This window comes from Mesonia sediminis, assembly GCF_042684705.1.
GTDB lineage: Bacteria > Bacteroidota > Bacteroidia > Flavobacteriales > Flavobacteriaceae > Mesonia > Mesonia sediminis.
Genome location: NZ_JBHULZ010000002.1, coordinates 38,573 through 65,228, shown reverse-complemented (window position 1 = coordinate 65,228; position 26,656 = coordinate 38,573). Strand labels below are relative to the sequence as shown.

Below are 26,656 nucleotides of genomic sequence, written 5' to 3'. Positions count from 1 at the left end.
TTAAGCATTAGGCTTGATGCGGTTTTACTGGATTGCTTCCTTTTTGCTTGGCAAGTTTGCGCTCGGCATGCCAACTGTACAGCACCGGCACCACAAACAAACTGATTAAAGCCACGAGCATACCGCCAAAACTGGGTATGGCCATGGGTATCATAATGTCGCTCCCCCTTCCGGTAGAAGTAAGTATCGGCAATAAAGCCAATAAAGTAGTGGCGGTAGTCATCAAACACGGTCTGATGCGCTTTTCTCCAGCTTCTACCACCGATTCTCGAATGCTTTGTCTGCTGGCAGGCGCATTGCGTTTAAAACTTTGGGTGAGGTAGGTAGCCATTACCACCCCATCATCGGTAGCAATACCAAAGAGTGCGATGAAACCTACCCAGACCGCCACACTCAAGTTGATGGGCTGCAGCTGAAACAACTCCCGTAAATTGACGCCAAATAAACTAAAGTTTAAGAACCAATCTTGACCATACAAAGCCATCATTATAAATCCGCCAGCAAAGGCTACGGCAATACCGCTAAATACCATTAAACTGGTGGCCACCGAACGGAATTGAAAATACAAAATCAAAAAGATAATCGCCAACGCCAAGGGTACCACCAACGACAAGGTCTTCTCGGCTCTGACTTGGTTTTCGTAATTACCTGTAAAGGCATAACTAATTCCCGGTGGCACTTTTAACTGGCCTTCGGCGATTTTAGCGGCAAGATAATCTTGAGCAGCTTCCACTACGCTTACTTCTGCAAACCCGTCTTGCTTGTCAAACAACACATAGCCCACCAAAAAGGTGTCTTCGCTTTTAATCACCTGCGGACCCTTTTCGTAGCGGATCTTTGCCAAACTGCTTAATGGTACGGGTTGCCCATTGGCTACCGGCACATAAATCTCTTCTAAATCGTTGGGGTGGTCGCGTAATTCACGCGGATAACGCACGCGCACACTATACCGTTCTCGACCTTCTACAGTTTGAGTAAGCGGCATACCGCCTACTGCCACTTGCAAGATTTCTTGTACTGTCTCAATGCTAAGTCCATAACGGGCAAGTTGCTCCCGATTGATATCGATGAGCACATATGGTTTGCCCACGATCCGATCGGCAAAAACGGCTTCGGCTTTAACGCCTTCTACCTCTTTGAGCAATTGCTCCAACTCCAAGCCAAAGGCTTCTATTTGTTTTAAATCTTGTCCTTTAATTTTTATACCCATAGGCGCACGCATACCGGTTTGTAACATCACCAAGCGAGTTTCTATGGGTTGCAATTTGGGTGCCGAGGTAACCCCTGGCAAACGTGTAGCTTGCACAATGGCTTCCCAAATATCCTCGGGAGATTTAATTTCGGGGCGCCAATTGCGGTAAAAAGCGCCTTCCTCATCGGGAATCAAATCGGTGCGCATTACCGGGTATTGAAACGCCATTCGCGCATTCGCCGCTTGTGCGGTTTCGAGCGAAGTTGGGGTGTTGGCATTGTATAACAAGCTCCCATCTTGCATCACAAACAAGCCTTCCTCATTGGTGCGGTAGCCTTGGCGTTCTCCCTCATCATTGAGCATATACTCGGGCTTGTACTGTATAATGTTTTCATACATCGACAAAGGCGCCGGGTCTAAAGCCGATTCGGTACGACCGGCCTTGCCTACTACCGTCTCGATTTCGGGAATGTTGGCCACGGCCATATCCAATTGCTGTAAAACGCGTTTGTTTTCGGATACGCCCGAATGCGGCATAGAAGTAGGCATGAGCAAAAACGAGCCCTCATCTAGAGCCGGCATAAACTCCTTTCCTGTGGTTTGCATGATGTAGCCACCAGCGCCTACCAAAAGCAAGGGCAAGCTTAAAAATAGCAGTTTATGGGCCAAACACCACCGCAAAATGCGCGTGTAATAATGCATAAAGAGCCTAAAAAAGCCGAGTATACCCAAGCAAATAAGCGCAACAAAAAACAGATTATAAGTAAAGGATGTCTGTACCCCTAACGGACGCCAATAACTGGCCAGCAAACTAAGCATCACCACGCCGATAAGTAGCGTATGAAGCTTGTTATAATTCAGGTAAAAGTCACGTCTAAACAAGTGTAAACGCCATTTTTTTTGCGGGTACTTTAGCTGATAAAGGCCTAAGCTACCCCAAGCGACTAGCGCTAAGCCCAAGGTATAGCCTGCAAATAAAGCAAAGATACCCATAAGTACTAATACGCTATGCAGCAACAATTGTGTCCATTTTCTAGGCTGACTTTTACGAAAGAACAAAGCGGCAAAAGGCGGAATCAAGAATAAGGCCACCGCAATGGCCGCTACCAAAGCAAAGGTTTTGGTAAAAGCCAAGGGACGAAACAGTTTACCCTCTGCTCCCAACAAAGTAAAAACCGGTAAAAAACTGATGATGGTAGTCATTACAGCTGTAAGAATAGCACCTGATACTTCGGCTGTAGCCTGATAAACCACCGTATTGAGGGGGAGGTTTTTCTTATTTTGATCGATATGGCGTATAATGTTTTCACTGAGAATCACCCCAACATCTACCATGGTACCAATAGCAATGGCAATACCCGATAGGGCAACAATATTGGCATCGACCCCAAAATACTTCATACCGATAAATACCATAAGCACCGCTACAGGCAACAAGCCCGAAATCAATACCGAAGCGCGTAGATTAAACAGCATTAAAACAATCACCAAAACGGTAATGAGCACTTCTAAACTCAGCGCTTCCTCAAGGGTTCCTATGGTTTCGCCAATCAACTGACTACGGTCATAAAAGGGTACCAAATGCAACTGTGAGGTGCGTCCATCAGATAAGGTTTTACTGGGTAGCCCCGGACTAATGGCTGCTATTTTATCTTTTACGTCGTTGATTACCTGCATAGGGTTGGCGCCATATCGCGCTGCTACCACTCCGCCTACTACCTCGGCGCCTTCTTTATCGAGGATGCCTCGACGTGCTGCCGGACCCAAGCCCACTTTTGCAATATCTCTGAGCCGTATCGAAGTGAAATCGGTTGAACCGACTACCGCCTGCTCTAAATCGGTAATACTTTTAATATAGCCTAAGCCACGTACCAAGTACTCGGCTTGGTTGATTTCTAGAGTTTGGGCACCAATATCGCGATTGCTCTCTTTCACCGCCTGCACCACTTGGTTTAGACCTATATTATATTGACGCATCTTCTCGGGGTCCACATCGATTTGGTATTCTTGCACATAACCCCCTATTGAGGCAACTTCTGCCACTCCTGGCACAGATGAAAGACCGTATTTCACATAATAATCCTGTATACTGCGCAGTTCGTGCAAATCCCAACCGCCTGTAACCTCGCCGTTTTCATCGCGACCTTCTAAGGTGTACCAAAATATTTGCCCTAAGCCTGTAGCATCGGGACCAAGACTAGGCTGAACCCCTTCGGGCAATAACTTGCTGGGCAGCGCATTGAGTTTCTCTAGTATGCGACTGCGACTCCAATAAAAGTCAACCTCTTCTTCAAAAATGATGTAAATACTAGAAAAACCAAACATAGAAGAACTACGAATGGTCTTAACCCCCGGAATTCCCAACAAGGCGGTAGTTAAGGGGTAGCTGATCTGGTCCTCGATATCTTGAGGCGAACGCCCTTCCCAAGGCGTATATACTATTTGTTGGTTTTCACCGATATCAGGAATGGCATCTACCGCAACGGGATGTTGGGGTAAAAAGCCGGTATTCCAATTAAAAGGTGCGTGCATAAGTCCCCAACCTACTAACAATAGGAGGAGCAAAACCGCTACGATTTTGTTTTCGATTACAAATTTAATGCTCTTGTTTAGCATAGATAGATTTATTAAACAGTGAGACAATGCTGTTGCCCTAAAGGCATAAAAAAGCAGCTAGCCCAAGGTGCAAAAGCACAGGGCGCGTTAAAAAACTGTTTAATAAATCAAATGAGGTAAGTCTCGTCTAGCTTATAAATAGGCTTGACGACCAGCGGCGGTTTATAGGTTCTAAATGAGACCACCTTTTTAGTAGGCTCAGCGAATAACTGACTATAAGTGTAAACCAGTGTAGCAACAAACACCTGCTTGTTCCAGCTTAGCTGGTCGCTTTGCTGCGGTAATTCATCTTGGCCGGCAATGGTTTCTTGGGTATTATCGCAGCAATTCGGTTTATCGATAGAGCAGCCATCGGTAGTAGGTTGATTCATTTCCATACCGCAGCCCGCTGCTTTTGCCCAAACCACTTTTTCAACCAAGGTGTCTCCACAGTAATGCATATTTACCGTTAAAGAAAAGGTAGATGCTAAAAGCACCACACTCATCACCCAAGCCGTTATTTTATAAAAAAAGCTGTTCATTGCGCTACAAAGATATACAATGCTTTTGGTATAAACGCAAGGCTTAACTATTTTTTTAATTTTGGCTAATCCTACCAAGCTTAATAATACGCAGCCAATCAATAGGTTATAATACTATCTACCTAGCAGATGTTTAACTCACAGCCTTGATACAAGAGAGTATTATGACCGCTTTCGGTGTAAAGCATGCCTATTTAAAAACCTAAGTTGTTTAGCTTTAAGCTGATAAATTTTTCTTAATACCAATTTTAAAAGCAAAATAAATCTTTAGCTTTAAGGAGCAAAACACAAAAGGCTTTGCAGCGCAGCGGCTTAATAACCTTTTTATCACCTTTAAAATAAGTAAATGGGGAATTGGAAAAAAGTACTACAAATTGTTTTCGATATTTTGGCCATACTCATCGCCTTGGCCAGTATACTTTCGGTTTTTAGAAATACCGAATGGCGGTACCTTAAATTTTTAGACTTTCCGCGCATACAACTTTTTTTTACTGCCCTAGTTGGTTTTGTACTCATCGCTTTGATTCCGCATAAGCATAAATTAACGCAATATGTGATTATGGCTTGCCTTATAGTGGGCTTAGGTCTTAACCTGAGGTACCTCTTACCTTATACCATAATAAGTCCGAAAGACGTACCCCAAGCCGAAAATATATCGGCTAAAGACCAGGTGTTTTCTGTTTTTTTGAGCAATGTAAAAATGAAAAACAATCAACACCAAGCCCTACTGGATTTGATTAAAGAAAAAGAACCCGATTTGGTTTTACTTATGGAAGTCAATGCCCGCTGGGATCAAGCGGTAAAATCATTAGCCAAGGATTACCCTTATGTTAAAAAAGCGATCAATGAAAAAGCCTACGGTATGGCGCTTTACAGTAAAATACCCTGGAAAAATGCCCAGGTGCATTACCTGAATAATGAGCATGTACCCTCAATCATTACCGAAATGGAATTAGCATCTGGCAAGCGCTTTACCTTGTACAATATGCATCCCGTTCCGCCTAAGCATTTTGAACACCTCCCCGATAACAAAGGCCAACAAGAAAAAGAATTGATTAAAATGGGCCGAATGATTAAGCAAAACCAACAGGCTTGTTTGGTGATGGGCGATATGAACGATGTGGTCTGGTCGCATGTTGACCCCCTAACCAAAACCAAAGATCTTTTAAAAGATGTAAGGGTAGGTCGTGGGGTTTTTCCTAGTTTTCATACCCAAAAATGGTATATGCGTTGGCCTTTAGATCATATTTTTACGACCGAAGGCTTTCGAGTAAAAACCTTAGAACGCTTACCCAGCATAGGCTCCGATCATTTCCCGCTTTACGCGGAATTGGTACTTTAGCCGCTTAGCTAAAAAACCTCACTCACCAAATTTAATCTGCCTAGCCACTAAACTTTGGGCTTAGCTTTTGATTTCGGCTCCTTAACCAGCGTAGGCTTACCTCTAAGCCATTTTTTTAAAGCCCGACTGGGTTGGTAATTGATATGAAATTTTTTAACCTTTTTGGGCGATAATTCTCGAATTGTAGTCGCGGACTCCGATTTAAAACCCACCTTAAACCGACCCAAATTATCGAGTTCAACCACTCGGCCTTCAGACAGATGAAACTGCACTTTCTGACCCAAAGCTTTTAAAACCGCTACCACATCAGCTTGACTTAGCGTAGATTCATTACTGATTTCATAAGCCAAGCGCTCCGAATCTATTTCTCCCGTATGTACGGCTTGCATCATATAGCGCAAAGACTCAGACGGATTTAAATTGTTTTTTCGTTTTCCAATGCGGTACTGTACGGGCATATTTTTTAGTATTAAAGGGTAAAACAAAATAAAGTTACGGTACAATTAATTAAAAGTTGCTGTACAATTAATCTTTTGATCAGTAACTAATTTACAAAAGTTATACAATTTTCAAAAAAATATTGTACAACTTTTATATAAATATTGTACAATTTTTGAGTAAAAATTGTACAATATTTTATTACCTCTTCAAAGGCTTTTGTTTAAAAGGCTTTGAAGATAGGATAAAAAGTAGCGGTAGTTTTTTAAAAAATATGCTTATCCTTCTATTTTTCACAAGGCATATTAAATAGAAATCGCCTTTAAATCGTTTTTAAAAAATGCTGGTAGTGGGCTAGATAAAAGTTGTTCATCGACCCAAAGAATAGAGAAAAAAAGAAGGTAAATTTAAATGGATAATAACCGAGCAAGGCAAAATGAGCTATCGCTAAAACCAACTATGGTTTTCTTTATTTGCGGGCGATTATTTCCATCCGCGTAAGCGACATTAAAAACAACCAAACTATGTGGATTACGATACTTAGTTTACCGCCCAGAACTCGTAAAGATAAACTACGCCATACAACCAGCCCACATATAAGAAGGTATAGATGCTCGCGTACAGCAGCGACAAACCTAAATCTTTTTGGGTGTCTTTAGATTTTCTAAAAACCATGCGCATTGCTCTAAAAAACACCCAATATAACATGGTGAGTAAAACAAATAGAGAGAACCAAAAAAAGACTTCTAAAAAAAGTAACATGACCAGACAAAGAATGGTCATGGCAATCCATAAAATAACCGATAAAAACAGGCCTGCAATGCCATCGCCAGTATCAATCTGTGGCATTTCATACTTTTCGGGTGTGATATGCTCAAAAAAATGGCCGCGTTTAAAATGCTTAAATTTAGGGAAGTCGTCTATAAGTCCTATACCCGTATAAAGCCCATAGGTCATAAATAAAAACAAGCAAGAAGCTATTAGACTTAGGGCTGTGTAGATTTTCACCTCAAGTCTTTTATCAAACGAAAGTCCTATACTGTAAACCAAAACCACACTGAGCCCTAAGACTAAAAGTGAAATGATAAAAACATATTTTCCGCTTAGGTATTTTGGTCGCGTAGCCATAGTCCTGATTTTACACGTTAAAATTGCTTTTTAAAATTGCTAGGAAATCCTGATTTTCTTGGTGGCGAACCAAAATAATATAGGTCTCCAAATCGTGGCTCACCACATACTGGGTGATATAAGCCTGCGCCTCTTCAAGCGCTTGAAGGTATTTTATTTTAATGATTTCGGCGCTACCATAACGCAACATTTTGGCCTCTAAGCGTTGCATCGCCAATCCTTCTTTAGAAAAATGCCTTTCGAGATCGTTTACATAGTAATTGATTAAGGGTTTAGACAATTTGGTATAATCGGCCGGCATAAAAGTAATGCTATTCACCCCATTTTGCCGATCTACAAAGAGTACACTATTAGCATCAAAATTAGCCAAATATTCGGCTGCAGCCTCATTATCCTCCTTGTGCACGGGCTGGAAACCAGCAGGTAAATATACCGATTGGTTTAAAAACCCCACCGCCTGTAAGTTGTTGCCGGTTAATACGGCAAGCTTGTTTTTCTCAACGGTATTACAGCCCAAGGCAAAGCATAATAAAAATAAGACTATAAAGTTTTTCATTTTTACTGTTGGTTATAAGATATAAGGTAAACAAAAACTGCAATAGGCACCTTACCCCCTAATTCACACACATTTGGCTTCTACCTATCCTACTAAATTAACAAAAAATTATGAATTGAATACTATGTATCTGCAAATTATTAATTGACAGCTCTCGCATAGACTGAAAAGCTTGTTGCCAACTGCCATCCCCAGAAATACATTTAAACTATTAGTGCCCTAGCCTTTAATCTAGAACCAGAAAAGAACAAAACGGTATGATTAAAAAAAAATGGATTTCAGTGTATCTTTTTGGTCACTTTTCTATCTACTTCATGAACCCTAAAAACAAAAAATTATGAATACTTGCACATGTACACAATGCGAATGTAAAAAATGTAACTGCGTGAACTGCGCGCAAAATAACTGTCTTTGTGATCGTTGTGAATGCAGCCAATGCACTTGTTGTTAAACCAAAAGCTTGGTTTTTTAACCAAGCTTTTTTATATTGTTTTATGCTTACAAAAGAACTTTGGAAAGAATACAAAAAACCAATTTACTACTTTATCTTAAAATGGGTAAAGCAGCCCGAGACCAGTAAAGATATCTTACAAAATACCTTTTTACGGGCCCACCTAAAAAAACACCAACTGCGAGACGATAAAAAAGCTAAAGCTTGGTTGTTTCAAATTGCCCGTAATGAAGTTTATACCTATTTCGCTCAGCAAAAAACGCATCTACCTTTATTGGAAAACGAGGCTGTAGTCGAAAACAACGCTGCCTTTACCCCATGCTGTTGGGAACGCTTTTTAAGCGAGCTACCCCCATCTTACCAAGAGGTGGTAAAATTATGTTTTATTGCCGGTAAAAAACAACAAGAAGCCGCTGCTCTACTAGGGCTTAGTTTAGCCAATGTAAAAGCACGTATTCGCCGAGCCAAGGCTTGGTTGCAAGAGGCTTTGGTAAACTGTTGCGGATATACCCTAGATGAAAATGGAACACTTAGCGGCGAATCGCATTGTGCGCGTTGCGCTCCTGGAATTTAATCGATTTGTGCTTCGATTTGTTTAATGAAATTCATACGTCGTTGCACCAATTCTTTAGTACTGGCTTTTGGCCAGGCTCCCAATTGCACCACTACCAAGTTTTTACTCGGATTCAAATAAAGAAACTGACCAAAAATTCCGGCGGCTGCATAGGCACTATGCTTGGTACGCCACCACAAATAACCATAACCACTCCCATCGCTTTGGGTTTGGTACAGCGCCTTACTTGCATTTTGGCGGTAGGCATCTGCAAGTAAGCCGGTGCTTTCTCTTTCTTCTTGCATCATAACAAGACCCAAACGTGCAAAATCACGCAAGCTCGCCGATAGCCCACTGCCCCCTAAATTTAAACCGCTACACTCGTCGGTAAGCCAAAAGGCACAATCTTGCATGCCGTATTTTTGCCAAATGTGTTCAGCGAGATAGCTCGCCAAACTTTGTCCCGTGGCTTTTTGTAAAACAATACCCAGCAAATCGGTTTCACCCGTATTATAATTCCATACCTCTCCAGGTTCATGCGCTTTCTTCAATTGTTTCATATAGCTTAATATATGCGCTTCCCCACCTTGGCATTCGCCTTGATACATACGGGCAACATCAGATTCGGGATCTTGGTAATCTTCGTTCCAAGCAATGCCCGAAGTCATGCTTGCCAATTGGCGCAAACTCACCTCACCATAGTCATAACCCGCCAACTCTGGTACATAGGTTTTAAGCTTATCCTCTAGATGTTGAATATCGCCTTGTTTTAGCGCCACGCCCAGCAGCATAGAAGTAATTGATTTTGCCACCGAAAAGCTGGTCCATACTCCATCAGCTTTTAAGGGCGCTGCATAACGCTCTAACCGAATGTGGCCGTCTTGCCAAACCAACAAACCCGTAAGCTGGTTGTCTTGCATATAACTGCTTATCGCTTGCTGTTGCGTCTCATCTTGAAACCATACATCGGCTTTGGTAAGAGGTTTCGCTTCCGCGGAAGCGGGTATAGCTATACTAGGAAACAACCGATGCATGTTACCAAAGCGGTTTAACTTTTCTTCATTGTTCCAAAACAATAAACTCTCTAGTTTTTGGCCCATGGTCTTGCCGGGAATCTGATCGCGATCTGCAGACAAGTCTTGGGTTGCCACACCCTCACAATGCTGTGCATAAATGGGAGAAACCCATAATAATAAAATCAGGCTTAAAGCCGAAAGCGGTAAATTACGCATCTTTTTTTTGACAAAGATAATCTACTTAGGGCAGAGCCACCTCTAGAGCACTTATAATTTATACTCTTTAGACCGGTTTGTAGATGAAAAATTAGTTTAACCGGCAGGCTAATTGATAAAAAAAGAATAACTTGGAGCTGGTTTATGAAAAAGTCAAAACTTAGCCGAAGAAAATTCATTAGCGGTTCGCTTTTAGCACTTGCGGGCGTCTTGGTATGGGATATGTGTTGGTTTGAACGCTATGTTCTTGATTGGAGTGTTCATGTGCTGCCTAGCGCACCAAAACACCCTATTCGCGTGTTGCAAATCAGTGATTTACATATGCAGCAACTCGGCCGCCGTCAGCGTAAAATAGCTAGAAAAATTAAAGCTCAACCCCCCGATTTATTGGTGCTTACGGGCGATGTTATCGATGAGCAAAAAGGCTTAACCGCCTTAGAAGAATTTCTAGCTTTACTACCCAAAAGCTTGCCTAAAGTAGCGATTCTAGGCAATTGGGAATATTGGGGGAAAGTGAATTTAAGTCAGCTTAAAAATTTATATTCCGCCTACGGTGTGCAATTGTTGGTCAATTCGCACACTCAATTTACCCTAAAAGGACGCCGCATTGGTATTTTGGGTGTAGACGATTGGGTGGCCGGTTCGCCCGATTGGACCACAACCACAAAGGACTACGTTCCGCAAGAGGTTAACTTGCTTTTATGTCACTGCCCTGCTTTTCGCGATCAAGTAATGGCACAGCCACCCAATTTTACTTTGCACGCATTGCTAGCCGGCCATACCCACGGGGGTCAATTGAATTTTTTTGGGTGCACCCCCTTTAAGCCTAGAGGAAGCGGTAAGTATTTAAGCGGTTGGTACACCCAAGGCGGTTACCCTATGTATGTTTCGAAAGGAATTGGCACCAGCATCTTACCCCTGCGTTTTGGTGCTCGAGCCGAAGTAGTAGAATTGCAGGTTTAATACTAATGAATTACATTTAATGACTTATTAGGAACAATAGCGAGTAAACTATGTCAGTAGCAAATGAAATACAGGATTTAGCCTTAGAAAGTGAAGTTTTACCGCTGTTTGATTTTACCTTACAAGCGCAGACTAAGCAACGCTTAAAAGCACTCTTGCAGCAAACTTTACCCAACGCAACAGCCGTAGAAGCGCAGCAAAATACTTTAAAAGCTTTGATTGCTCAGCACAAGGTATTGGGAAGCTATACTTACAGTCCGCTTTATTTCAATGAAGTATTTGCTTTTTTACAACAAGAACATATAGAAGACCTATCTGCACGCACTTGGCATTATCGCTTATTCAGTACGCGAAAGCAAAAGCACCAACAGCAAAGTCAATATAAATTATTGGTTTTGTTTTTACATAAATTAGAATTCAACTACTTTTCTCGATTGTCATTAACGGATTTTCCTGAAGCCTATAAACGAAAAATACAAGGTATTCAGTTTTTTTTAGCCGGATTTAAACTATCGGGTTATCAGGCAGCCATTCAAGCCGATGCTTTCAAGCTCTCGCATAGTATTGCTTTGAGTCAGCATGTACACCAATTAAAAGAAAAAGGACTGGTAAAAGCTTTCTGGGAAGATTTATTTGAATTTGAGGCCTTATTATCGGTAAGTATAGCGATTAGCAAAAATGATTTTGTTTTTCCTGAATTAGGCGCAACAAAACTGCTACTCCAAGGCTTTTATCATCCCGCTTTAACCGAACCTGTAAAAAATGATTTTAGCAGTAATCAACGTGTCAATTTAATCAATGGCGCCAATATGTCGGGCAAATCTACTTTTTTAAAAAGCATCAGTTTATGTGTGTATTTAGCGCATTTAGGATGGGCGGTCCCCGCAAAAAAGGCATCGCTCCCCTTTATCGATTATTTTGGCATTCACCTGCACAAACGCGATGCACTACAGCAAGGCTACAGTCATTTTATGCAAGAGTTAATGTACTTTAAGCAAGCCTTGCTACAAGCCCAACGCGGCAATTCTTGTTGGGTGGTTTTTGACGAGTTTTTTAATGCTACCAATGCAGAGGATGCGCGAGTGCTAACGCAAAAAAGCATCACTGGGCTCAATCAGTGGCAACAAGGCTACTGTTTTATTGCGACGCACCTTTTAGACTTATCCCAAAGCTGCCTCAGCACTGTTGGGACTTATCATCTGGCGTGCCAAATTAAAGAGCAGCGGCCAGCGTTTACCTATCGCTTAGTGCCAGGCTGGTCTACGCTGCAAGTGGGGCAATTGCTTTTTAAGCAGGAAGGTCTAGAACAATTATTAGTACAAAACACCACCTAGTACCTGGGCGGCCAAAGTGTTAAAAAATTAGGCTAATTCAGTACAAACCATTACTTTGCCCCAAATTTATTTTTTTAATCAGACGTATATGAAAAAAACACAAGGCATTGTTCTTTTATGTTTTGCGCTTATCGCCACCTTTGTAGCCTGCGATAAAATAGATGAGTTAACACATTTTAAACTCGAATACCAAAAAACCGTTACCATACCCTCGTCGGCGGTTGTTGATTTACCCTTTAATGTGCAGTCGCCCGAGATTGAATCGAATGCCGAAACCGAATTTGAAAGCAACCATACCCGTAAGGATTTGGTTGAAAAAATTGAACTCACCAAAATGGAGTTGCGTATAAAATCGCCAGAAGATGGTAATTTCAATTTCTTAAACAGCATCGAGGTGTATATTTATTCTGAGCAACACGAAGAGGTGAAAATTGCTTATTTAGAAGATATTCCTGCCGATGGCCGACAAAAATTAAAGTTAAACACCGTACGCAAGAATTTAATGAAGTACATCAAAGAAGACCATTTTAAATTGCGTTTGGCCACCCGTACCGACGAGGTGATTACCCGCAATCATGAAATATTGGTAGATACCGAGTTTTTTGTAGACGCAAAAATATTAGGCATTTAGCCTTAGCACATCAAGCCTTATGCTTACTTTTTAGCCATAAAGAAACCCCAAATAATTTGGGGTTTCTTGTACTTGAAGCTTTGTGAAGTACTTCTTACAATTGCTGGAAAAAGCACTTAACTTATAAGCGGGATTAGTCGATTACCTCAACGTTTACCGCGTTCAATCCTTTTCTACCGTTTTCGGTGTTGAATTGAACTTTGTCATCTTCTCTAATTTCATCGATTAAACCTGTACTGTGAACAAAAATATCCTCACCTGTTTCGTTTGATTTAATGAATCCAAATCCTTTTGTGTTGTTAAAGAATTTTACTGTACCTTCTTGCATTTTACTAAATATTAATTTGTTATTATAAATACATCAGCAACCTATTTTTCAAACTACCAGCTCATCAGCTCTCAGAATGTTAAACATCCTTCAATTAGATAAAAACAAATATTAAAAAGTAAAAAGGAAATAAAATCGATAAGAATGCGAGTTGAACTCGAAAAACAAATAATAATATAAACTACTACTTAGAATTTGAAGTGGTTTCTAATGTTAAGCAAACATACCACCTTTATATCTCCCACAAGCTTTTAATATGTTAAAGTTTTAAAAATAAAAAACATAGCAGCCAAAGCAATCCTAACAAGCTGTTAATATACAAGGCTTTGGCGGATTTACTGCCGATTATTATTTAAGTTTGTATTTCAACCCACTAAAGTCCAACCTATGAAAATGTTTTTTGCCTTGGCCCTTTCCGCTTTAAGTTTATTGGCCTGTAAACCTAAAAACCAACAAGCTACACCCACTGCTGCTGCACAAGACAGTTTAACACATAAAAACACCCCTCCTAAACCCGACAATGCGCATTATGCTCCGGCTTTTGAAGGCCAAACCCGCGCACCGCAAGTGCAAACCCAAACCGATTATGAGGTGATTTTACGCAGCGATAAGTTGCAAGAGCCTTGGGGTATCACGCCCATGCCCGATGGTAACTTACTGCTTACCGAAAATAAAGGTTTTATGCGCTTGCTAAATCCGGAAACGGGTGAAATACTTCAAGATATTAAAGGATTTCCCGACGTAGATGATCGCGCTCAAGGCGGAATGCTAGGCCTATGTCTTTCTCCGGAATTTGAACAAGACCGTATGGTTTTTTGGACCTTTACCGAGCGGGTAGCCGATGGTAATCATACGGCCGTAGCCAAAGGAAAACTGCCTCAAGGCGCCGATAAAATAGAACAAGTACAAGTTATTTACCGTGCCAGCCCTACCTACGATGGGCGTTTGCATTATGGCGGACGAATACTATTTGACGATGCGGGAAATTTATTGGTGAGCATCGGAGAACGTTCCGATAAACAAACCCGAGTAAAAGCTCAGGATTTAAGCACTTCATTCGGAAAAATCATTCGCATTACAAGAGATGGGCAGGCAGTAGCTAGCAATCCGTTTGTGGATCAACCTGAAGCTTTACCCGAAATTTACAGCTACGGGCACCGCAACCCGCAAGGCTTAGCCATTCACCCAGAGACTCGAGCGCTGTGGAGCAATGAATTTGGACCCCGTGGTGGTGATGAACTCAATCTTATTGAGCCCGGAAAAAACTACGGTTGGCCCGTAATTACCTACGGGGTAGAATACAGTGGCGCCGAAATTGGCGATCCGCCGATACAACAAAAAGAAGGCATGGAACAACCCGTATATTACTGGGATCCTGTGCTCTCTCCTAGTGGCATGAGCTTTTATTCTGGCGATGCAATTCCGGAGTGGAAAAACAACCTTTTTCTGGCCGGTTTAAGCAGCCAACACATTGCGCGTTTGGTACTAGAAGACAATCGCGTGGTGGGCGAAGAACGTCTGTTAGCCGACAAAGGCGAACGGTTTAGAGCGATTACCGAAGCTAAGGATGGTAAATTATACGCGATAAGCCAAAGCGGAAAGTTATTTGTTATTCAAAAGAAATAAATCTTGTATACCGTCTCTTCTAATCTGTTAGTAAAGCGTCTAGCAAGCTATTTTACTTCTCGTTCTGTACCATCGATACAATTTTTCGTTCTTCTCGGCGGATTAAACGTTTTAGGATTGGAGAGCGCGAGCGCCCAAAATCAAGACAGCACCGCCGTTGATGCTCTTAATAGCGTGCATATTATTGCCCATAACCCACAACAGCCGCTGCAGCAGTTAAATGCTACGGCACAGATCGTTGGGCAACCTCAGCTTTCGGCTACTTATACCGGTAGTTTGGTACCCGCTTTGAACCAGGTTGCCGGTTTGCGAATGGAAGAGCGTTCACCAGGCAGTTATCGCATCGCTTTACGCGGAAATTTAATCCGTTCGCCTTTTGGGGTGCGTAATTTACAGGTTTATCTCGGTGATTTTCCGCTTACCGATGCCAGTGGAAACACCTATATCAATTTAATTGACGCTGCGGCACTCGCTCAATTGCAAGTATTAAAAGGTCCTAATGCCTCTTTATATGGAGCCAATTCGGGTGGGGTGATTCGCCTTGAGCCCAAAGGCTTTAATGTTCGCGAAAACAAACAACAATTAAGTTTGGGTGGTGGAGCATATGGCTTGTTTCGAGAGCACTTTAGTCTGCAAAGAAGTTATGAGCGGTATTCTTTTTCTATCGATCAAATGTATCAACAATCAGACGGTTACCGAGACCATACTGCGCTAAGTAAAAAAAGTATACAAACCGCCCATCGCTACCAATATGCGATCAATAGTGAGTTGCGTTTTTTACTTTTGTATACCGATTTGCATTATGAAACGCCTGGAGGCTTGACGCGGGAGCAACTAGAGGAACAACGGCGTATGGCCCGGCCCGCATCGAGCCGATTTCCATCAGCCGAAGCTCAGGAAGCCGGCATTCAAAACCGAAGTCTGCTTGGCGGCATCACCCATCAGATCACCATCAGCAAACATTGGCAACATCAAGTCAGTTTATTTGGTTCTTCTACCGACTTCGAAAATCCGTTTATCACCAATTATGAATTCCGTAAAGAAGAAAATATTGGCTTGCGCACTTATCTTTCTTACCAAAATCAAATCGCTACTACTTGGCATTTTGAGGCACAACTAGGTTACGAAGGGCAAAAAGGTTGGTATGCGCTTGAAAATTTTGACAACAACCAAGGAGAGCCACAAGGCTTACAGGCACAAGATGATCTAACCAATAGCAGGCAAAACTATTTTTTACGTACACAAATCGGCTGGAAAGAAAAGCTCAGCCTAGAAACTTCTCTGGGTTACCATAACTTTACTTTGGGCTATACCACGTATTTTCCTGCTAGCGCTCGTGCCCAAGGCGAAGTAAAGTATGATGCTATTTGGATGCCCAGAATTGCGGGTCGTTATACCTTTGATCGGCAATGGAGTATGCGTGCGTCTGTAGCCAAAGGATTTTCTGCGCCCACACTGGCCGAAGTTCGTTCTTCTACCAATAAAATCAACACCGATCTAAAGGCCGAAGAAGGTGTAAATTATGAGTTAGGTTTTAGGTTTCAACACCCTAAACAATGGTTGGTGCTAGACTTAAGCGCCTACACCTACCCTATTCAATCGGGAATTGTAAGGCAGCTCAATGCCGCTGGAAATGAGTATTTTGTCAATGCAGGCGAATTAAAGCAAAACGGAATTGAATTAACGGGTGAGTTTAGGCTCTTGGCTGAAGACAGCTCTCGGTTATTGCATAATTTGCAATGGCATACGGCGCTTACCTATAATCAACATGAATTTGAGCGTTACATCGTTAAAGAAAACAATTATAGCGGTAATCCCGTAACTTCTGTACCCGACTGGATGCTCGCCAACAGCTTAAACTTAGCGATGGGAAAACCTTGGAGTATGGCGCTTAACCATAGATACACTTCGAGCTACCCGTTAAACGATGCCAATACCGTTTTTAGCGAGGCCTTTCATTTGGTTCAATTACAACTGAATTGGCAACAAAGCTTAGGATACGCAATGCGTTTTCGCTTATTTGCAGGGGTAGATAATCTATTAAATGAGCGCTATAGCTTAGGAAACGACATCAATGCTTTTGGAAAACGCTATTTCAATCCAGCCCCCGAGCGCAACTTCTATGCAGGGCTACATTGGAGGTTTTAAGGCAACCCAGTAAGCAAAAACTACTAGATTTAGCAAAATTCCCTTTAACATATTAAGGCACTTTAACAAGTTGTTAAGCCTATCTACAGTGCAATGGTTTTATAGAACAAGGCAATTATTGTAAATTGCAGCACAAAGAAAAGCAGCACAAAATGGAGCAAAAAAATATACAACAACAATTAAAACACATACTGACCCATACACCCGAAGATTGGTTAAAATTAACTACGCATCGGCTAGATATTTATCAAGAAAATCAGGCTAAAACACAGTTTTTGCAAGCCTTTGAAGAATTAATGAACTCAGAAATTAGTGGAGCAGCATTTACCGAAAGGCTGGCGCAATTGCCAACGGCTTATGATTACATTCGCTTGGGGCATCCGTTGTCTAGTGTATTGGAGTGGAGTTTGGCACAGTTACAAGGACTATCGGCAGATCGAGTGATTTGTTTTCAATCTTTAAGTATGCCGCTTTTAGCTATAGCCCGCACCAACAGTCTGGCCGGTAAAGTTACCCAAATCGCTTATAGTGGAGCCTTACCCCCCGCACTGGATCAAGACTTAATAAAAAAAGTTTACGATTACCAAATAGAGTGGTTGCCGGTAAAAGACCCCAGCCAAATTCAAGACACCCCTGGTTATCAAGCATCAGCAAGTTTGGTTTATGTTGAAAGCAATTTTGATTGGACGGCACAACAGTCGGTTTTAACCGCTACTGATAGCCCGATAGATTACCTGGTAGGATTAGATGCCGCACTAGGTAGCGTTCTATATATTGGGCCTAATCAAGAAGAGTCGAGCATAGGGGCAATACAGCATGTTAGAAGACGCGAAACTGTAGCCATTACTCCGTTAAACGCTTACCGCGGACTACAACGATTGGCAAATGAACCTTTAGAACAAGCCGAAATTCACCAAGCTTCTAATCAAAAAGAGGTAGCCGATAACATTCGGTCAATAACGGGTACAAAGGGAGAAGTTCTGGTTGCCTCATCTGGATTATCGATGCAATACGCCATTATGATGGGATTGGTGGATTATGCTCAAGAACAACATCCGGGCAAACCGATAAAATTTATCGTACCCCCAAATTGCTATGGCGGCACCAATGATCAAGCGCGCAGGTTAGCCCAAAGTTTAGATCAGGTTAGTATTGTAGATTTACCCGTTGATGGAGATAATGACATGGTAAGCAGTGTAGAACAGGTTTTGAGTCAACTATCGAAAGAAGACGCAGTACCTTATATCATTGCCGAAATTCCTACCAATCCAAGAGTAGAAGTACCTAATTTAGAAGGTTTAGCCGCAGCTTTACGAAAATCTAGACAAACCCCAAGCGGCACGGCTGCCATCGCTCCCGTTTTTATATTGGACCAAACGTTTTGTCCGAATGTTCCCTTTTTAAGTCAGCAAAGCGATGAAAATAACAATAATATTCTAGCAGAAGGCTATGCCTTGGCTTATGCCAGCGGATCTAAATTCCCTAGTGGAGGAAAATGTACAGCCGGTTATTGTGTGGGCAACCAGCAGTCTCAAGCGATGATGAGTAAAATAGCCACGCATTTGACACTGTGCGACAATGAGGCTACCGCCAGACAATATGCCAAGTTAGCCGAACAGCTACCCAGTATGCTTGAGCGTATTGAGAAAGCTTATAAAAATACCCGTGCATTTGTTGCGTTTATTGAAAAAGAGTTACCCGAAGCCAAAATTAATTTTGTTTCTGAGGATTTAGCGCAACGCGGATTTACCCCATCGGTATTTTCATTAGATCTGCCTACCAAAGGCGATACGCATCAAGAACGTGAAACCCATAAAAGAGCATTAAACCATAAGCTGATACAAATGATGATCACGCAAATTCCTGAGGAAAGCAAATATTGTGTGAGTTATGGGCAGTTGAAAGGTTGTTATTGGACTATCCCAGCCACCTCAACCCAAGGAACTACCAAAGAAACCGATAAAGATTATATTGTACGTGTTTCCTTAGCTCCCGAATTGGATTTGGAACGCCACCAATCGGTTTTTAGCGATTTTGTGCAAAAACATATTTAAATAAAAGAGGCGAAAGCCTCTTTTTTTAATCTCAAGCTTTAGCATTTGTGTGGGTTAGAATGCTAAACGCCAGTCAAAATTTGATTACATTTGTAGTAAACAGGAAACTTTTATTAGGCCTTAGCTATAATTATCTTGAAAAAATCTTTTAAAGTTTTAGCCGCTATTGGTTTTGTATCGAAAGGATTAATCTACGTTATTATTGGTGTCTTATCACTTTTGGCAGCGCTAGAATTAGGCGGACAAAGCTCGGGTACCAATCAAGCTTTATCTTTTTTAAAGCAACAAGCCTTTGGACGTACGCTCCTCTTTTTATTGGGCAGCGGTTTGGTGTGCTACTCGGTTTGGATGTTTATTCAAAGTATTTATGATCCTGAACAAAAGGGCAAAGAACGCCAAGCCATATTAAAGCGGTTCGGATTATTTACCACTGGTCTAGTGTACACCGGAGTGGCCGCATTGGCCTTTTATCATTTATTCACCCAAGATTATACAGGAGATCAAAGCACTTCTTATGCGCAATTTATCGGTTCTACCGCTCTGACTTACGGCTTTATCTTGATTGGTATAATCTTAGCGGTGCAAGGCATAGTGCTCATTCGCGGCGCTTTTCGTGGCGGACTACTCGATCAATTTAATTTAGAAGGCCAAAAACACTATAGGCTCATCAGAGCGATGGGAAAATTTGGTTTTTATGCCCGTGCCTTTGTGGTTTTAATCATTGCCTATTTCTTTTTGCGTGCCGGCTTTTATTCGGGCAACCGAGAAATTAAAGGAATTCAGGATGCCTTTGCTTTTTTAGAACAAACTTCTTGGAGCCGTTTGTTAATGATTCTTACCGCAGTGGGGTTTATAGCCTACGGAGCATTTTTTATATTTTTATCGAAATACAGGCGTTTTCAATCAGAACAAGCTAAGCCATCAGAACAACCTAGCTAATAGCCCAGCATGGGGCAACCGCCCACAGGCTTTTAGCTATAGTTTGCTCGAATTCATATTATGAAGTACCTCGCTAATGCTTCATTAGCCGTTAAATAAAGGCGTATTATAAATGCAAAAAAACAAAAGTTAACTTAAAAATTCTTTAAGGGGTTTTACTTCCCGATACAATATGTAACTTACCTTATATTTATTAGGGTTAGAGCATTTGGGCAACAAATAGCATACAAAATAATTCAGAAAAGGGATAATTCACAGCAAATAAACACAAACGGTAAACTATCATTATTAGGTCACTAAGATAGAAAATTTAATGAATAGAGCATAAAAAAACCGCTCACAAAGAGCGGTTTCCTAACTTCAATCCTAAGACTTATTGAGCGGTTCCAGAGCCTAAATAAGTACTGTTAGATACTTGACTGCCATCTGCGGTAATGAAGGCTGCAAACAGCTCTACAGTATCTCCTGCATAAGTAGCCGGTATGACTACGGTTTGACTTCCTGAAGTTCTGAGGTTACCATCAATCACAGAAATAGATTCTTTCTTTGCAGGATTGTAAACCAATAGCATTGCCTTATCGGTCGTATTGGCATTTCCTTCTCCTGAGTTATCATCCCAGTCGAAAGTTACTTCGCCAGGGTTGGTTAAATCAGTTGTTCCATTTAGAACGCCTGAAAGTCCTCCACGGCTAACTAAAGCATCATTGTAATTGATGTTAAAGTTTGGTGCAGTACCGATTACTGCATTATTCAAGATGTAAGACATAGCCGCATTAAACTCGGTTTTCTTAATCGCAAGCGATTTGTATCCTTGTTTGATAAACGGCTTAATTGCCTGTAAAAATTCCAAAGTCACAGTAAACCTGTTTCGTTGGTTTACCTGACCTTCAGTTCGAGGATTGGCTACACTTGAAGGTTTAATTCTGATGTAGTCAATTCCTTTCCAGCTTCCACCGATAACGTTTCCAACCTTACCTGAAAGCCCACCTAAGATTCCTTGTGCTATTTTACCCATTGTTCTGATTTTTTGGGGTTAAACAAAATTTGATTCGGACTTGGTACGGCTTTGGCCTGAAGCAATACCAGTTCTGCGTAATATATGGCAACTTCTGTGCAAATAGATGTTATCAGTTTCGGTTGCAGACTTTTGCTGTGTTTTGCATTAAACTAAGAAAATGAACACATTTTTTTAAAAGAAAAAGAGAAAAAAGAAAGCCGTTTTGCTGATGGCGTGGCATTTCTGTCAAGCTTTTTGGAAAAAATCGTGCGCTTGGATAGGGTTTTAAAAAAAGTACGCCATTTTGTAGCGTACTATTTTTTTCAAAACCCTTGTGGCTTGAGCTTTACTGGAATATAGCGGTAGGCGGTGGAAGCCATCTATATTTGCCTTCTTTTTACTCTTTCGCTAATCTCTATCTTTCTCAACGATATTAGTACTTCTATCAAGAATGTCTGACAACTTGTAATATGCCCTGAAAGAATTGTTCTTCAATGGTTTTGGATGGTGTGGTAATTCTATTTGATTTGTTTTTGAAAGAATGAAAAATTGCTTTTCATTATTATCATAGTAACGGCCTTTCCATACATTATCACAATAGTACTTCACACGGTCTTTAACTTCTTTAGTGTAGGCTTTATTATTCCAAAAGGCTTCAAAATCTGTGTGAGGATTCATAATGATAACGTCGTCAACTCCAAAAAGTTTTTCCATAATCCCACCAGGACTTTTTCTAAAAGCTAAATACAGTGGTTTTTTCATTGAGGTATATTGGTGTCCTTCATTTGGACATTCATAAATAAATGGATGATCATATTGATATTTAAAGCTACCTCCTGCTGGAATTGAATAAACTTCTTTTTCGTAAAATTTCATAGTTCCTTTGATGTTTGAAATGAAAGATAAAAATTGTTGAGCAAGCCCTTTTTGTTTGTTTAAGAACTCGAAGATTCGATGCCAAGAAACTGCCGTGATACTCTGATGGTTTATTACTACATCGTTCTTCGTCAAGGTGCAACCGTAAGTGTTAAATTGAGATAGTAAAGGAAATTCTTCTGGCTTTAAATAGGCTTGTAATTGGTCTATGACCATTTTACCCTTAACGCTTTTAGAAGCTGTCTTTGCTTCAATTATTAAAGCTATTGCGGGTTCATTGTTTTTATAGAGTTGAATTACAATATCTGCTCTTTTACCTGATTCTGAAATAAGTTCAGAATGGACGATTACTTTGCTGAACTTGCTTAGATTAATGTTTCCTGTAACTCTTTTTATCTCGTCTAACTTTAGGAATGCTTGTAGAGTTTTTTTGTCTTGTGATAGTAGAAATGCTAAACCTAATGTTTGCTTTACCTCGGTTGTACCGCTTATAAGGTCAAATATGGAAGCGTTTAATGTGTTATAAGTACGGAATATTTTATTCATTCTATAAAGTTACTTAAATAACTGGTAGTTCAAAATATTTGTTGAGCAGGTAATCAAAAGGCGCGAGCCGACTGCGAGATGAGCGAGGGTGCTGTGAGTGATAGCCTGTAGCGAGTTTGTTCAATTGGGTTTCTACTGTTTGAGTATATTACGGCTGTTTGTTAAATTCGAGCGGAAGGCTCTCACGGCTATGTTTATACACAAGGCTGGCGCAGTTTTTTGATGCGGTGGGAAAGGCAAGGGCAGTGATTGTAGGAAGCAATTTATTTCGGTGGCGGTAGGTTATCATCTTTCTTAAAAAGGTGATTTAAGGAATTGCGGATTTTGAGGAAATAGATGATTTGTGATTGACATTCCTATATGAGATGTATAACCTGCCGTGGTGCGTTGGCTTAAATTGCTGACGTAATGAGCTGCTCTTGTGAGCGGTTGCAATATGTAATCATCCGCTGTTTAATTATGGTTTAAATGTCGTTTAAAGGTGGTTGGTTTATGATTGCAATACAGCTTTTTGAAATGGTTGCGGTGATTTCATATTGTGACTTGGATGTACTCAAAAACTGTGACAGCCTGTAGACCTAAACCTCATAGCAGACTACCTATTCTTAAGTCAAAAAACGCGTCGAACTCAATCGCTTTGCTTCTTTAAAATCCTGCAAGCGTAGTTATCACTATGCTCTTGTATCTTAAAGATTGATTTCTTAGCGTTTTGACCTTCTCATAACGAAATTCTGCTATGGGGTTTAGGTCGTAGCCCGAAGCGACCCGCAGGCTCGCAAAGCATTAAGTAGCGGTTGACCCTTAATTATTATGACAGCGCATCGCGCTGACTTTATTGGGATTTTAAGGGACAAGAGTAGCTACGGGTGAGGAAGGCGTGAAGTGTGTGTAATAAAACAAATAAATAGTGCCAGCGAGGACGTGTCGCCGCAGTGGGGCTATTTATGGTATATGCAAGCCATACCTGTAAAAGTGTTATTTGTATTTAAGACCTCTCGACTGCGCTCGAGGTGACAATGGAAAATCGATGCTGGCTTGCAGATATGTTTTATGGAACTAAATGGAACAACTGACGAACACCTTATTACCTGCCTTCCCGAATGTTTATTGTTTGTACTGCTGTTTAATTGAAAGAGAAAACCCGAGGGCAAAGGCAAGAAGCACGAGCAATAGTTTTGAACTTCGTTTCTTTAAAAAATCCTATGCCTAATAAAACTATTGCTGGTGCTGCGCGGAACCGTAGGCTTTTGCGACTGAATGAGTGAAGCGCGCGGAACGAATGAACGAGTAAGTGCCGAAGGTGGGGCTTTTAGTGTGTTTCTTTACTACCAATAGTTTCTCTTTTTAGGTTTTAACGTATCTCTATCAATATCCTTTAGCAGATCGACTTCTTTTTCTATAAAGGGGTCGTACCAATCTGCTTTTTCCTTTGCCCATTTAACCCACTCTTGTTTATCGGAATCAAGCGTTTTTGAATCAAGTGCATATTTTTCAAACTCATTGATGTAGTTTCTCAGATATTGGGATTTATGCCATCTAGATGCGGTATCAAATAATTGTTGAAAACGATTCAATTCATTATCCTTTAAGGCTTGTAGTTGCTTTTCTCTTTCTCTTTCTTCCTCAAATTTTTTACGCCATAGAGCGCTTTGGATTGCTTGTTCCTCATCTTTTTTGGCCCTGATTTCTAACCAAGAAAGAATATCAAGAACTCTTTCTTCTAATTGTTTAGTTTTTGAATCTGCCCATTCTTTTATAGGTGAGTAATCATCAATTTTTAAGCATAATCTACCCGTGGGAACAAAAACGTAAGAGTCCCAACTTCGATTGTCTTCTCGTTTTACTCTCTTTGATTTCTCCGTGATGCGTATTGAGTAGGATTGCCCATTTATGGTTACTTCTGTCTTTTTATTTGAGGAAATCTTGTAACCTCTTTTGTCAAAAACTTTAAGTAACGTATCAAATATTCTGAGGGCTCTTGGGACTAAGCTTTCTGACACATTTATATTCAAAGCATCTGATGAATCCACATCGCTACTCCAGCCACCTCGTTTTCGTATTATCTTCAACTGTTTGTGATACTCTTTGGTGGCCGTTACATACTTATGCGGTTTTGATATGCGATCTGGAACTGTAAACGTCAAATCCTCTATTTCCTTAAGTTCCTTTTTCCTTAAAGCCATCTGAGAATTGATATGGTTGCCACCAGAAACGACAGAGATAGACTTCTCTAAAGTGATTTGGGGATTATCGTCTTGCTTAGGCAGTTTTGTTTTAGTTACTTTTTTATTGAATTTAATTTTAGACCAATACCCATTTTTAGGTAATGGAATGTTATACTTTTTGCAAATCTTACGTATACCATTATCAGAAAACCCATATTCCTTAGCAATATGGGTAACTGGTTTACTCCAAACTAAATCATATAATTGTTTTCTGGTTAAAGACTTATTTGACATTATAGACTTATTCAATTGATAAAACTTTCATTCTTGCTCTAATTGATTTGGTTGAGCGTTCTAGGGTTGTTGCGATCCCTTTGATAGTAATACCATCACGTAACCCCTGTTTTAGTATTTGGTCTTGTTCAAACGTCCAAGGTGTAAAGGCATTTGGGTACTTTTTTTGAATTTCTTTTGCAATAGGGGAATTTCCATCGATCTGTTGATCTTCTTCTACCGGGACGGCAATAGGTTTTATATTGGGGGATGATTTAAAATAATCGGGAATGTAATTTTCTGGAATTACCAATGTATTCTTCACTCTTGTTATGGCTACATATAAGAGATTTATTTCTTCATTTATTCTATCTGCTAATAAACCTTCGTATTCGTCTTGTAGGTGCTGTATTCTATCTTTATCAATAAAATCTGCTGCCAACTTTACCGCATCATATTCCATACCTTTACTGCGGTGCACGGTTGAAAAGATGATTTCTGCTTCATCCTTTCTATCGCTATTGATGTGCTTTGTTTTAATTTCCTTAATAATGGTAGGAATTTTATCGCCGTATTTTTTTACTACCTCTACCATTAGGCCCAATTGAACATCTTCGGTTTTCTTAATATAATCCTCTAAATCCTCTAAATCCTTCATCCCCTTAATCAGTGTATCTCTAATCAGATGTTTTTTGTCTTGATGTAGGTTTAAAATATCGTAAAGTGATGCCCCATCTTCAGCATAAGTATAAGAATTGATATTGCCTTCAAAGTAAATTTTAGATGCTTTATTTTCTTCAACAACATATTCTATTGCATTGACTAATAAGCCTAAATTTGTTCGTGCTAATATTGCTTTTGTTTGAATTGTATCACAATTTCCCTTGCCTTGAATTGAAACCGCATTGTACTCCACTACATTTCGTTTTAAGTCTAATGTGCTTTTTGCTAAATCTGCAATATCTTGATTAAACCTAAAGCTGGTAGATAAGTTATATGTCTTAAACTGTGTTTTTTCTAAAGAGTTTACCGCATATCGCCAAGAATATATTTGTTGATGCGTATCACCTACAATTACCTTGGTTGCCTCTTGGCTCATAAAAATATCGAGCATAGCTGCTGAGGCATCTTGACCTTCATCAAATAGTATGTAATCATACTTTAATTTAGGAAAAGAGAGTTGGTACTTTTTGAGGTAGAAATCGTGTATGATATCTATTTCACCTTTATCCATTCGTTCGATGAAGTATTCTGTTTTTTCAACTATGGTGTCTAAATACTTTGAAACAAAACCTTTTGCCTTTGGGTCTGTTAGTGTTTCCAAATATTTTAAATCGCTTACTCTTTCAGCATCACTATTACAGTAATATGATGCTAACTTGTTGATGTGATTTGCTAATATGTACGCACCGTGACGTTGTGAATCTTCGAATAAACCTAATATTGGTACTAACTCGTGTGACTTGTATCCTTGGCAGACTCTATAATTGTGTTTCCTAACTATGTAACGATGTGCCAGAGAGTGAGCAGTTTCTACCTTGACGTTGGATAAGCCCTTTTGTTTAAACTTGTGTATTGCTTCTGTTTTAACAGATTTATTAAATACCAAGTATAGAATTTTAGCTGTTTTGGGTCTGCTTGCAGCATATTCAATTACTGTAGTCGTTTTGCCCGAACCAGCAATAGCGTTAATACGAATGTTGCCTTCAGAATTGATTATAGCTTTTTGTTCTTTAGTTAATTTCAT

Annotated in this window: 20 protein-coding genes; 9 read left to right on the top strand and 11 right to left on the bottom strand. The window is 40.5% G+C overall.

Annotated elements, in window-relative coordinates:
• Positions 1 to 7: 7 nt before the first annotated feature.
• Complete coding sequence (locus ACFSQ0_RS00270; protein ID WP_379042479.1) at positions 8 to 3,808, bottom strand: efflux RND transporter permease subunit; 3,801 nt, start codon at positions 3,806 to 3,808, stop codon at positions 8 to 10.
• A 107-nt stretch (positions 3,809 to 3,915) separates the two neighbouring features.
• A complete protein-coding gene (locus ACFSQ0_RS00265; RefSeq protein ID WP_379042476.1) occupies positions 3,916 to 4,329 on the bottom strand; it encodes an HYC_CC_PP family protein in 414 nt (137 codons plus the stop codon).
• A gap of 346 nt (positions 4,330 to 4,675) precedes the next feature.
• On the opposite strand from ACFSQ0_RS00265, the gene ACFSQ0_RS00260 reads away from it, so the two are divergent.
• Positions 4,676 to 5,671 (top strand): endonuclease/exonuclease/phosphatase family protein, encoded by a 996-nt coding sequence (locus ACFSQ0_RS00260; protein ID WP_379042473.1) that lies wholly within the window; start codon positions 4,676 to 4,678, stop codon positions 5,669 to 5,671.
• A 47-nt stretch (positions 5,672 to 5,718) separates the two neighbouring features.
• Here the strand turns inward: ACFSQ0_RS00260 and ACFSQ0_RS00255 are convergent, their stop codons facing one another.
• The 3 genes from ACFSQ0_RS00255 to ACFSQ0_RS00245 form a co-directional block, all read right to left on the bottom strand.
• Positions 5,719 to 6,129, bottom strand: coding sequence for an HU family DNA-binding protein (locus ACFSQ0_RS00255; protein ID WP_379042470.1), 411 nt, complete (start codon positions 6,127 to 6,129; stop codon positions 5,719 to 5,721).
• A 520-nt stretch (positions 6,130 to 6,649) separates the two neighbouring features.
• Complete coding sequence (locus tag ACFSQ0_RS00250; RefSeq protein WP_379042468.1) at positions 6,650 to 7,237, bottom strand: hypothetical protein; 588 nt, start codon at positions 7,235 to 7,237, stop codon at positions 6,650 to 6,652.
• Positions 7,238 to 7,247: 10 nt separating this feature from the next.
• On the bottom strand, positions 7,248 to 7,793 hold the full coding sequence (locus tag ACFSQ0_RS00245) for a hypothetical protein (protein ID WP_379042466.1): 546 nt from the start codon (positions 7,791 to 7,793) through the stop codon (positions 7,248 to 7,250).
• Between the two features lie 413 nt (positions 7,794 to 8,206).
• Here ACFSQ0_RS00245 and ACFSQ0_RS00240 point away from each other — a divergent pair, with 413 nt between their 5' ends.
• Positions 8,207 to 8,818, top strand: coding sequence for a sigma factor-like helix-turn-helix DNA-binding protein (locus tag ACFSQ0_RS00240; RefSeq protein ID WP_379042463.1), 612 nt, complete (start codon positions 8,207 to 8,209; stop codon positions 8,816 to 8,818).
• Here the strand turns inward: ACFSQ0_RS00240 and ACFSQ0_RS00235 are convergent.
• Complete coding sequence (locus tag ACFSQ0_RS00235; RefSeq protein ID WP_379042460.1) at positions 8,815 to 10,029, bottom strand: serine hydrolase domain-containing protein; 1,215 nt, start codon at positions 10,027 to 10,029, stop codon at positions 8,815 to 8,817. The genes ACFSQ0_RS00240 and ACFSQ0_RS00235 overlap by 4 nt on opposite strands.
• Before the next feature lie 144 nt (positions 10,030 to 10,173).
• On the opposite strand from ACFSQ0_RS00235, the gene ACFSQ0_RS00230 reads away from it, so the two are divergent.
• The 3 genes from ACFSQ0_RS00230 to ACFSQ0_RS00220 all read left to right on the top strand — a co-directional run bounded on the left by ACFSQ0_RS00230 (position 10,174) and on the right by ACFSQ0_RS00220 (position 12,957).
• A complete protein-coding gene (locus tag ACFSQ0_RS00230; RefSeq protein WP_379042457.1) occupies positions 10,174 to 10,992 on the top strand; it encodes a metallophosphoesterase in 819 nt (272 codons plus the stop codon).
• Positions 10,993 to 11,042: 50 nt separating this feature from the next.
• A complete protein-coding gene (locus tag ACFSQ0_RS00225) occupies positions 11,043 to 12,326 on the top strand; it encodes a MutS-related protein (protein WP_379042454.1) in 1,284 nt (427 codons plus the stop codon).
• Positions 12,327 to 12,414: 88 nt separating this feature from the next.
• Entirely contained in the window at positions 12,415 to 12,957 is a 543-nt protein-coding gene (locus tag ACFSQ0_RS00220) for a hypothetical protein (RefSeq protein ID WP_379042451.1), read from the top strand.
• Positions 12,958 to 13,090: 133 nt separating this feature from the next.
• Here the strand turns inward: ACFSQ0_RS00220 and ACFSQ0_RS00215 are convergent, their stop codons facing one another.
• Positions 13,091 to 13,285, bottom strand: a complete 195-nt coding sequence (locus ACFSQ0_RS00215; protein WP_147861263.1) for a cold-shock protein — start codon at positions 13,283 to 13,285, stop codon at positions 13,091 to 13,093.
• Between the two features lie 387 nt (positions 13,286 to 13,672).
• On the opposite strand from ACFSQ0_RS00215, the gene ACFSQ0_RS00210 reads away from it, so the two are divergent.
• The 4 genes from ACFSQ0_RS00210 (at position 13,673) to ACFSQ0_RS00195 (ending at position 20,052) form a co-directional block, all read left to right on the top strand.
• Positions 13,673 to 14,911, top strand: a complete 1,239-nt coding sequence (locus ACFSQ0_RS00210) for a PQQ-dependent sugar dehydrogenase (protein ID WP_379042448.1) — start codon at positions 13,673 to 13,675, stop codon at positions 14,909 to 14,911.
• 117 nt (positions 14,912 to 15,028) lie between these two features.
• Entirely contained in the window at positions 15,029 to 17,059 is a 2,031-nt protein-coding gene (locus ACFSQ0_RS00205; RefSeq protein WP_379042445.1) for a TonB-dependent receptor, read from the top strand.
• Between the two features lie 152 nt (positions 17,060 to 17,211).
• Positions 17,212 to 19,113: a cystathionine beta-synthase gene (locus ACFSQ0_RS00200; RefSeq protein ID WP_379042442.1), complete on the top strand. Its 1,902-nt coding sequence runs from the start codon at positions 17,212 to 17,214 to the stop codon at positions 19,111 to 19,113.
• Positions 19,114 to 19,248: 135 nt separating this feature from the next.
• Positions 19,249 to 20,052, top strand: a complete 804-nt coding sequence (locus tag ACFSQ0_RS00195; RefSeq protein ID WP_379042439.1) for a DUF1206 domain-containing protein — start codon at positions 19,249 to 19,251, stop codon at positions 20,050 to 20,052.
• A 373-nt stretch (positions 20,053 to 20,425) separates the two neighbouring features.
• Here the strand turns inward: ACFSQ0_RS00195 and ACFSQ0_RS00190 are convergent, their stop codons facing one another.
• The 4 genes from ACFSQ0_RS00190 to ACFSQ0_RS00175 all read right to left on the bottom strand — a co-directional run bounded on the left by ACFSQ0_RS00190 (position 20,426) and on the right by ACFSQ0_RS00175 (position 26,656).
• Complete coding sequence (locus ACFSQ0_RS00190; RefSeq protein WP_379042437.1) at positions 20,426 to 21,067, bottom strand: DUF6266 family protein; 642 nt, start codon at positions 21,065 to 21,067, stop codon at positions 20,426 to 20,428.
• A 390-nt stretch (positions 21,068 to 21,457) separates the two neighbouring features.
• Positions 21,458 to 22,471 carry a hypothetical protein gene (locus ACFSQ0_RS00185; protein WP_379042434.1) on the bottom strand — a complete coding sequence of 338 codons (1,014 nt, stop codon included), beginning with the start codon at positions 22,469 to 22,471 and terminating at the stop codon, positions 21,458 to 21,460.
• Between the two features lie 1,325 nt (positions 22,472 to 23,796).
• On the bottom strand, positions 23,797 to 24,945 hold the full coding sequence (locus ACFSQ0_RS00180) for a hypothetical protein (protein WP_379042432.1): 1,149 nt from the start codon (positions 24,943 to 24,945) through the stop codon (positions 23,797 to 23,799).
• Positions 24,938 to 26,656 carry a UvrD-helicase domain-containing protein gene (locus ACFSQ0_RS00175; protein ID WP_379042429.1) on the bottom strand — a complete coding sequence of 573 codons (1,719 nt, stop codon included), beginning with the start codon at positions 26,654 to 26,656 and terminating at the stop codon, positions 24,938 to 24,940. Before ACFSQ0_RS00175 ends, ACFSQ0_RS00180 begins: the two co-directional genes overlap by 8 nt.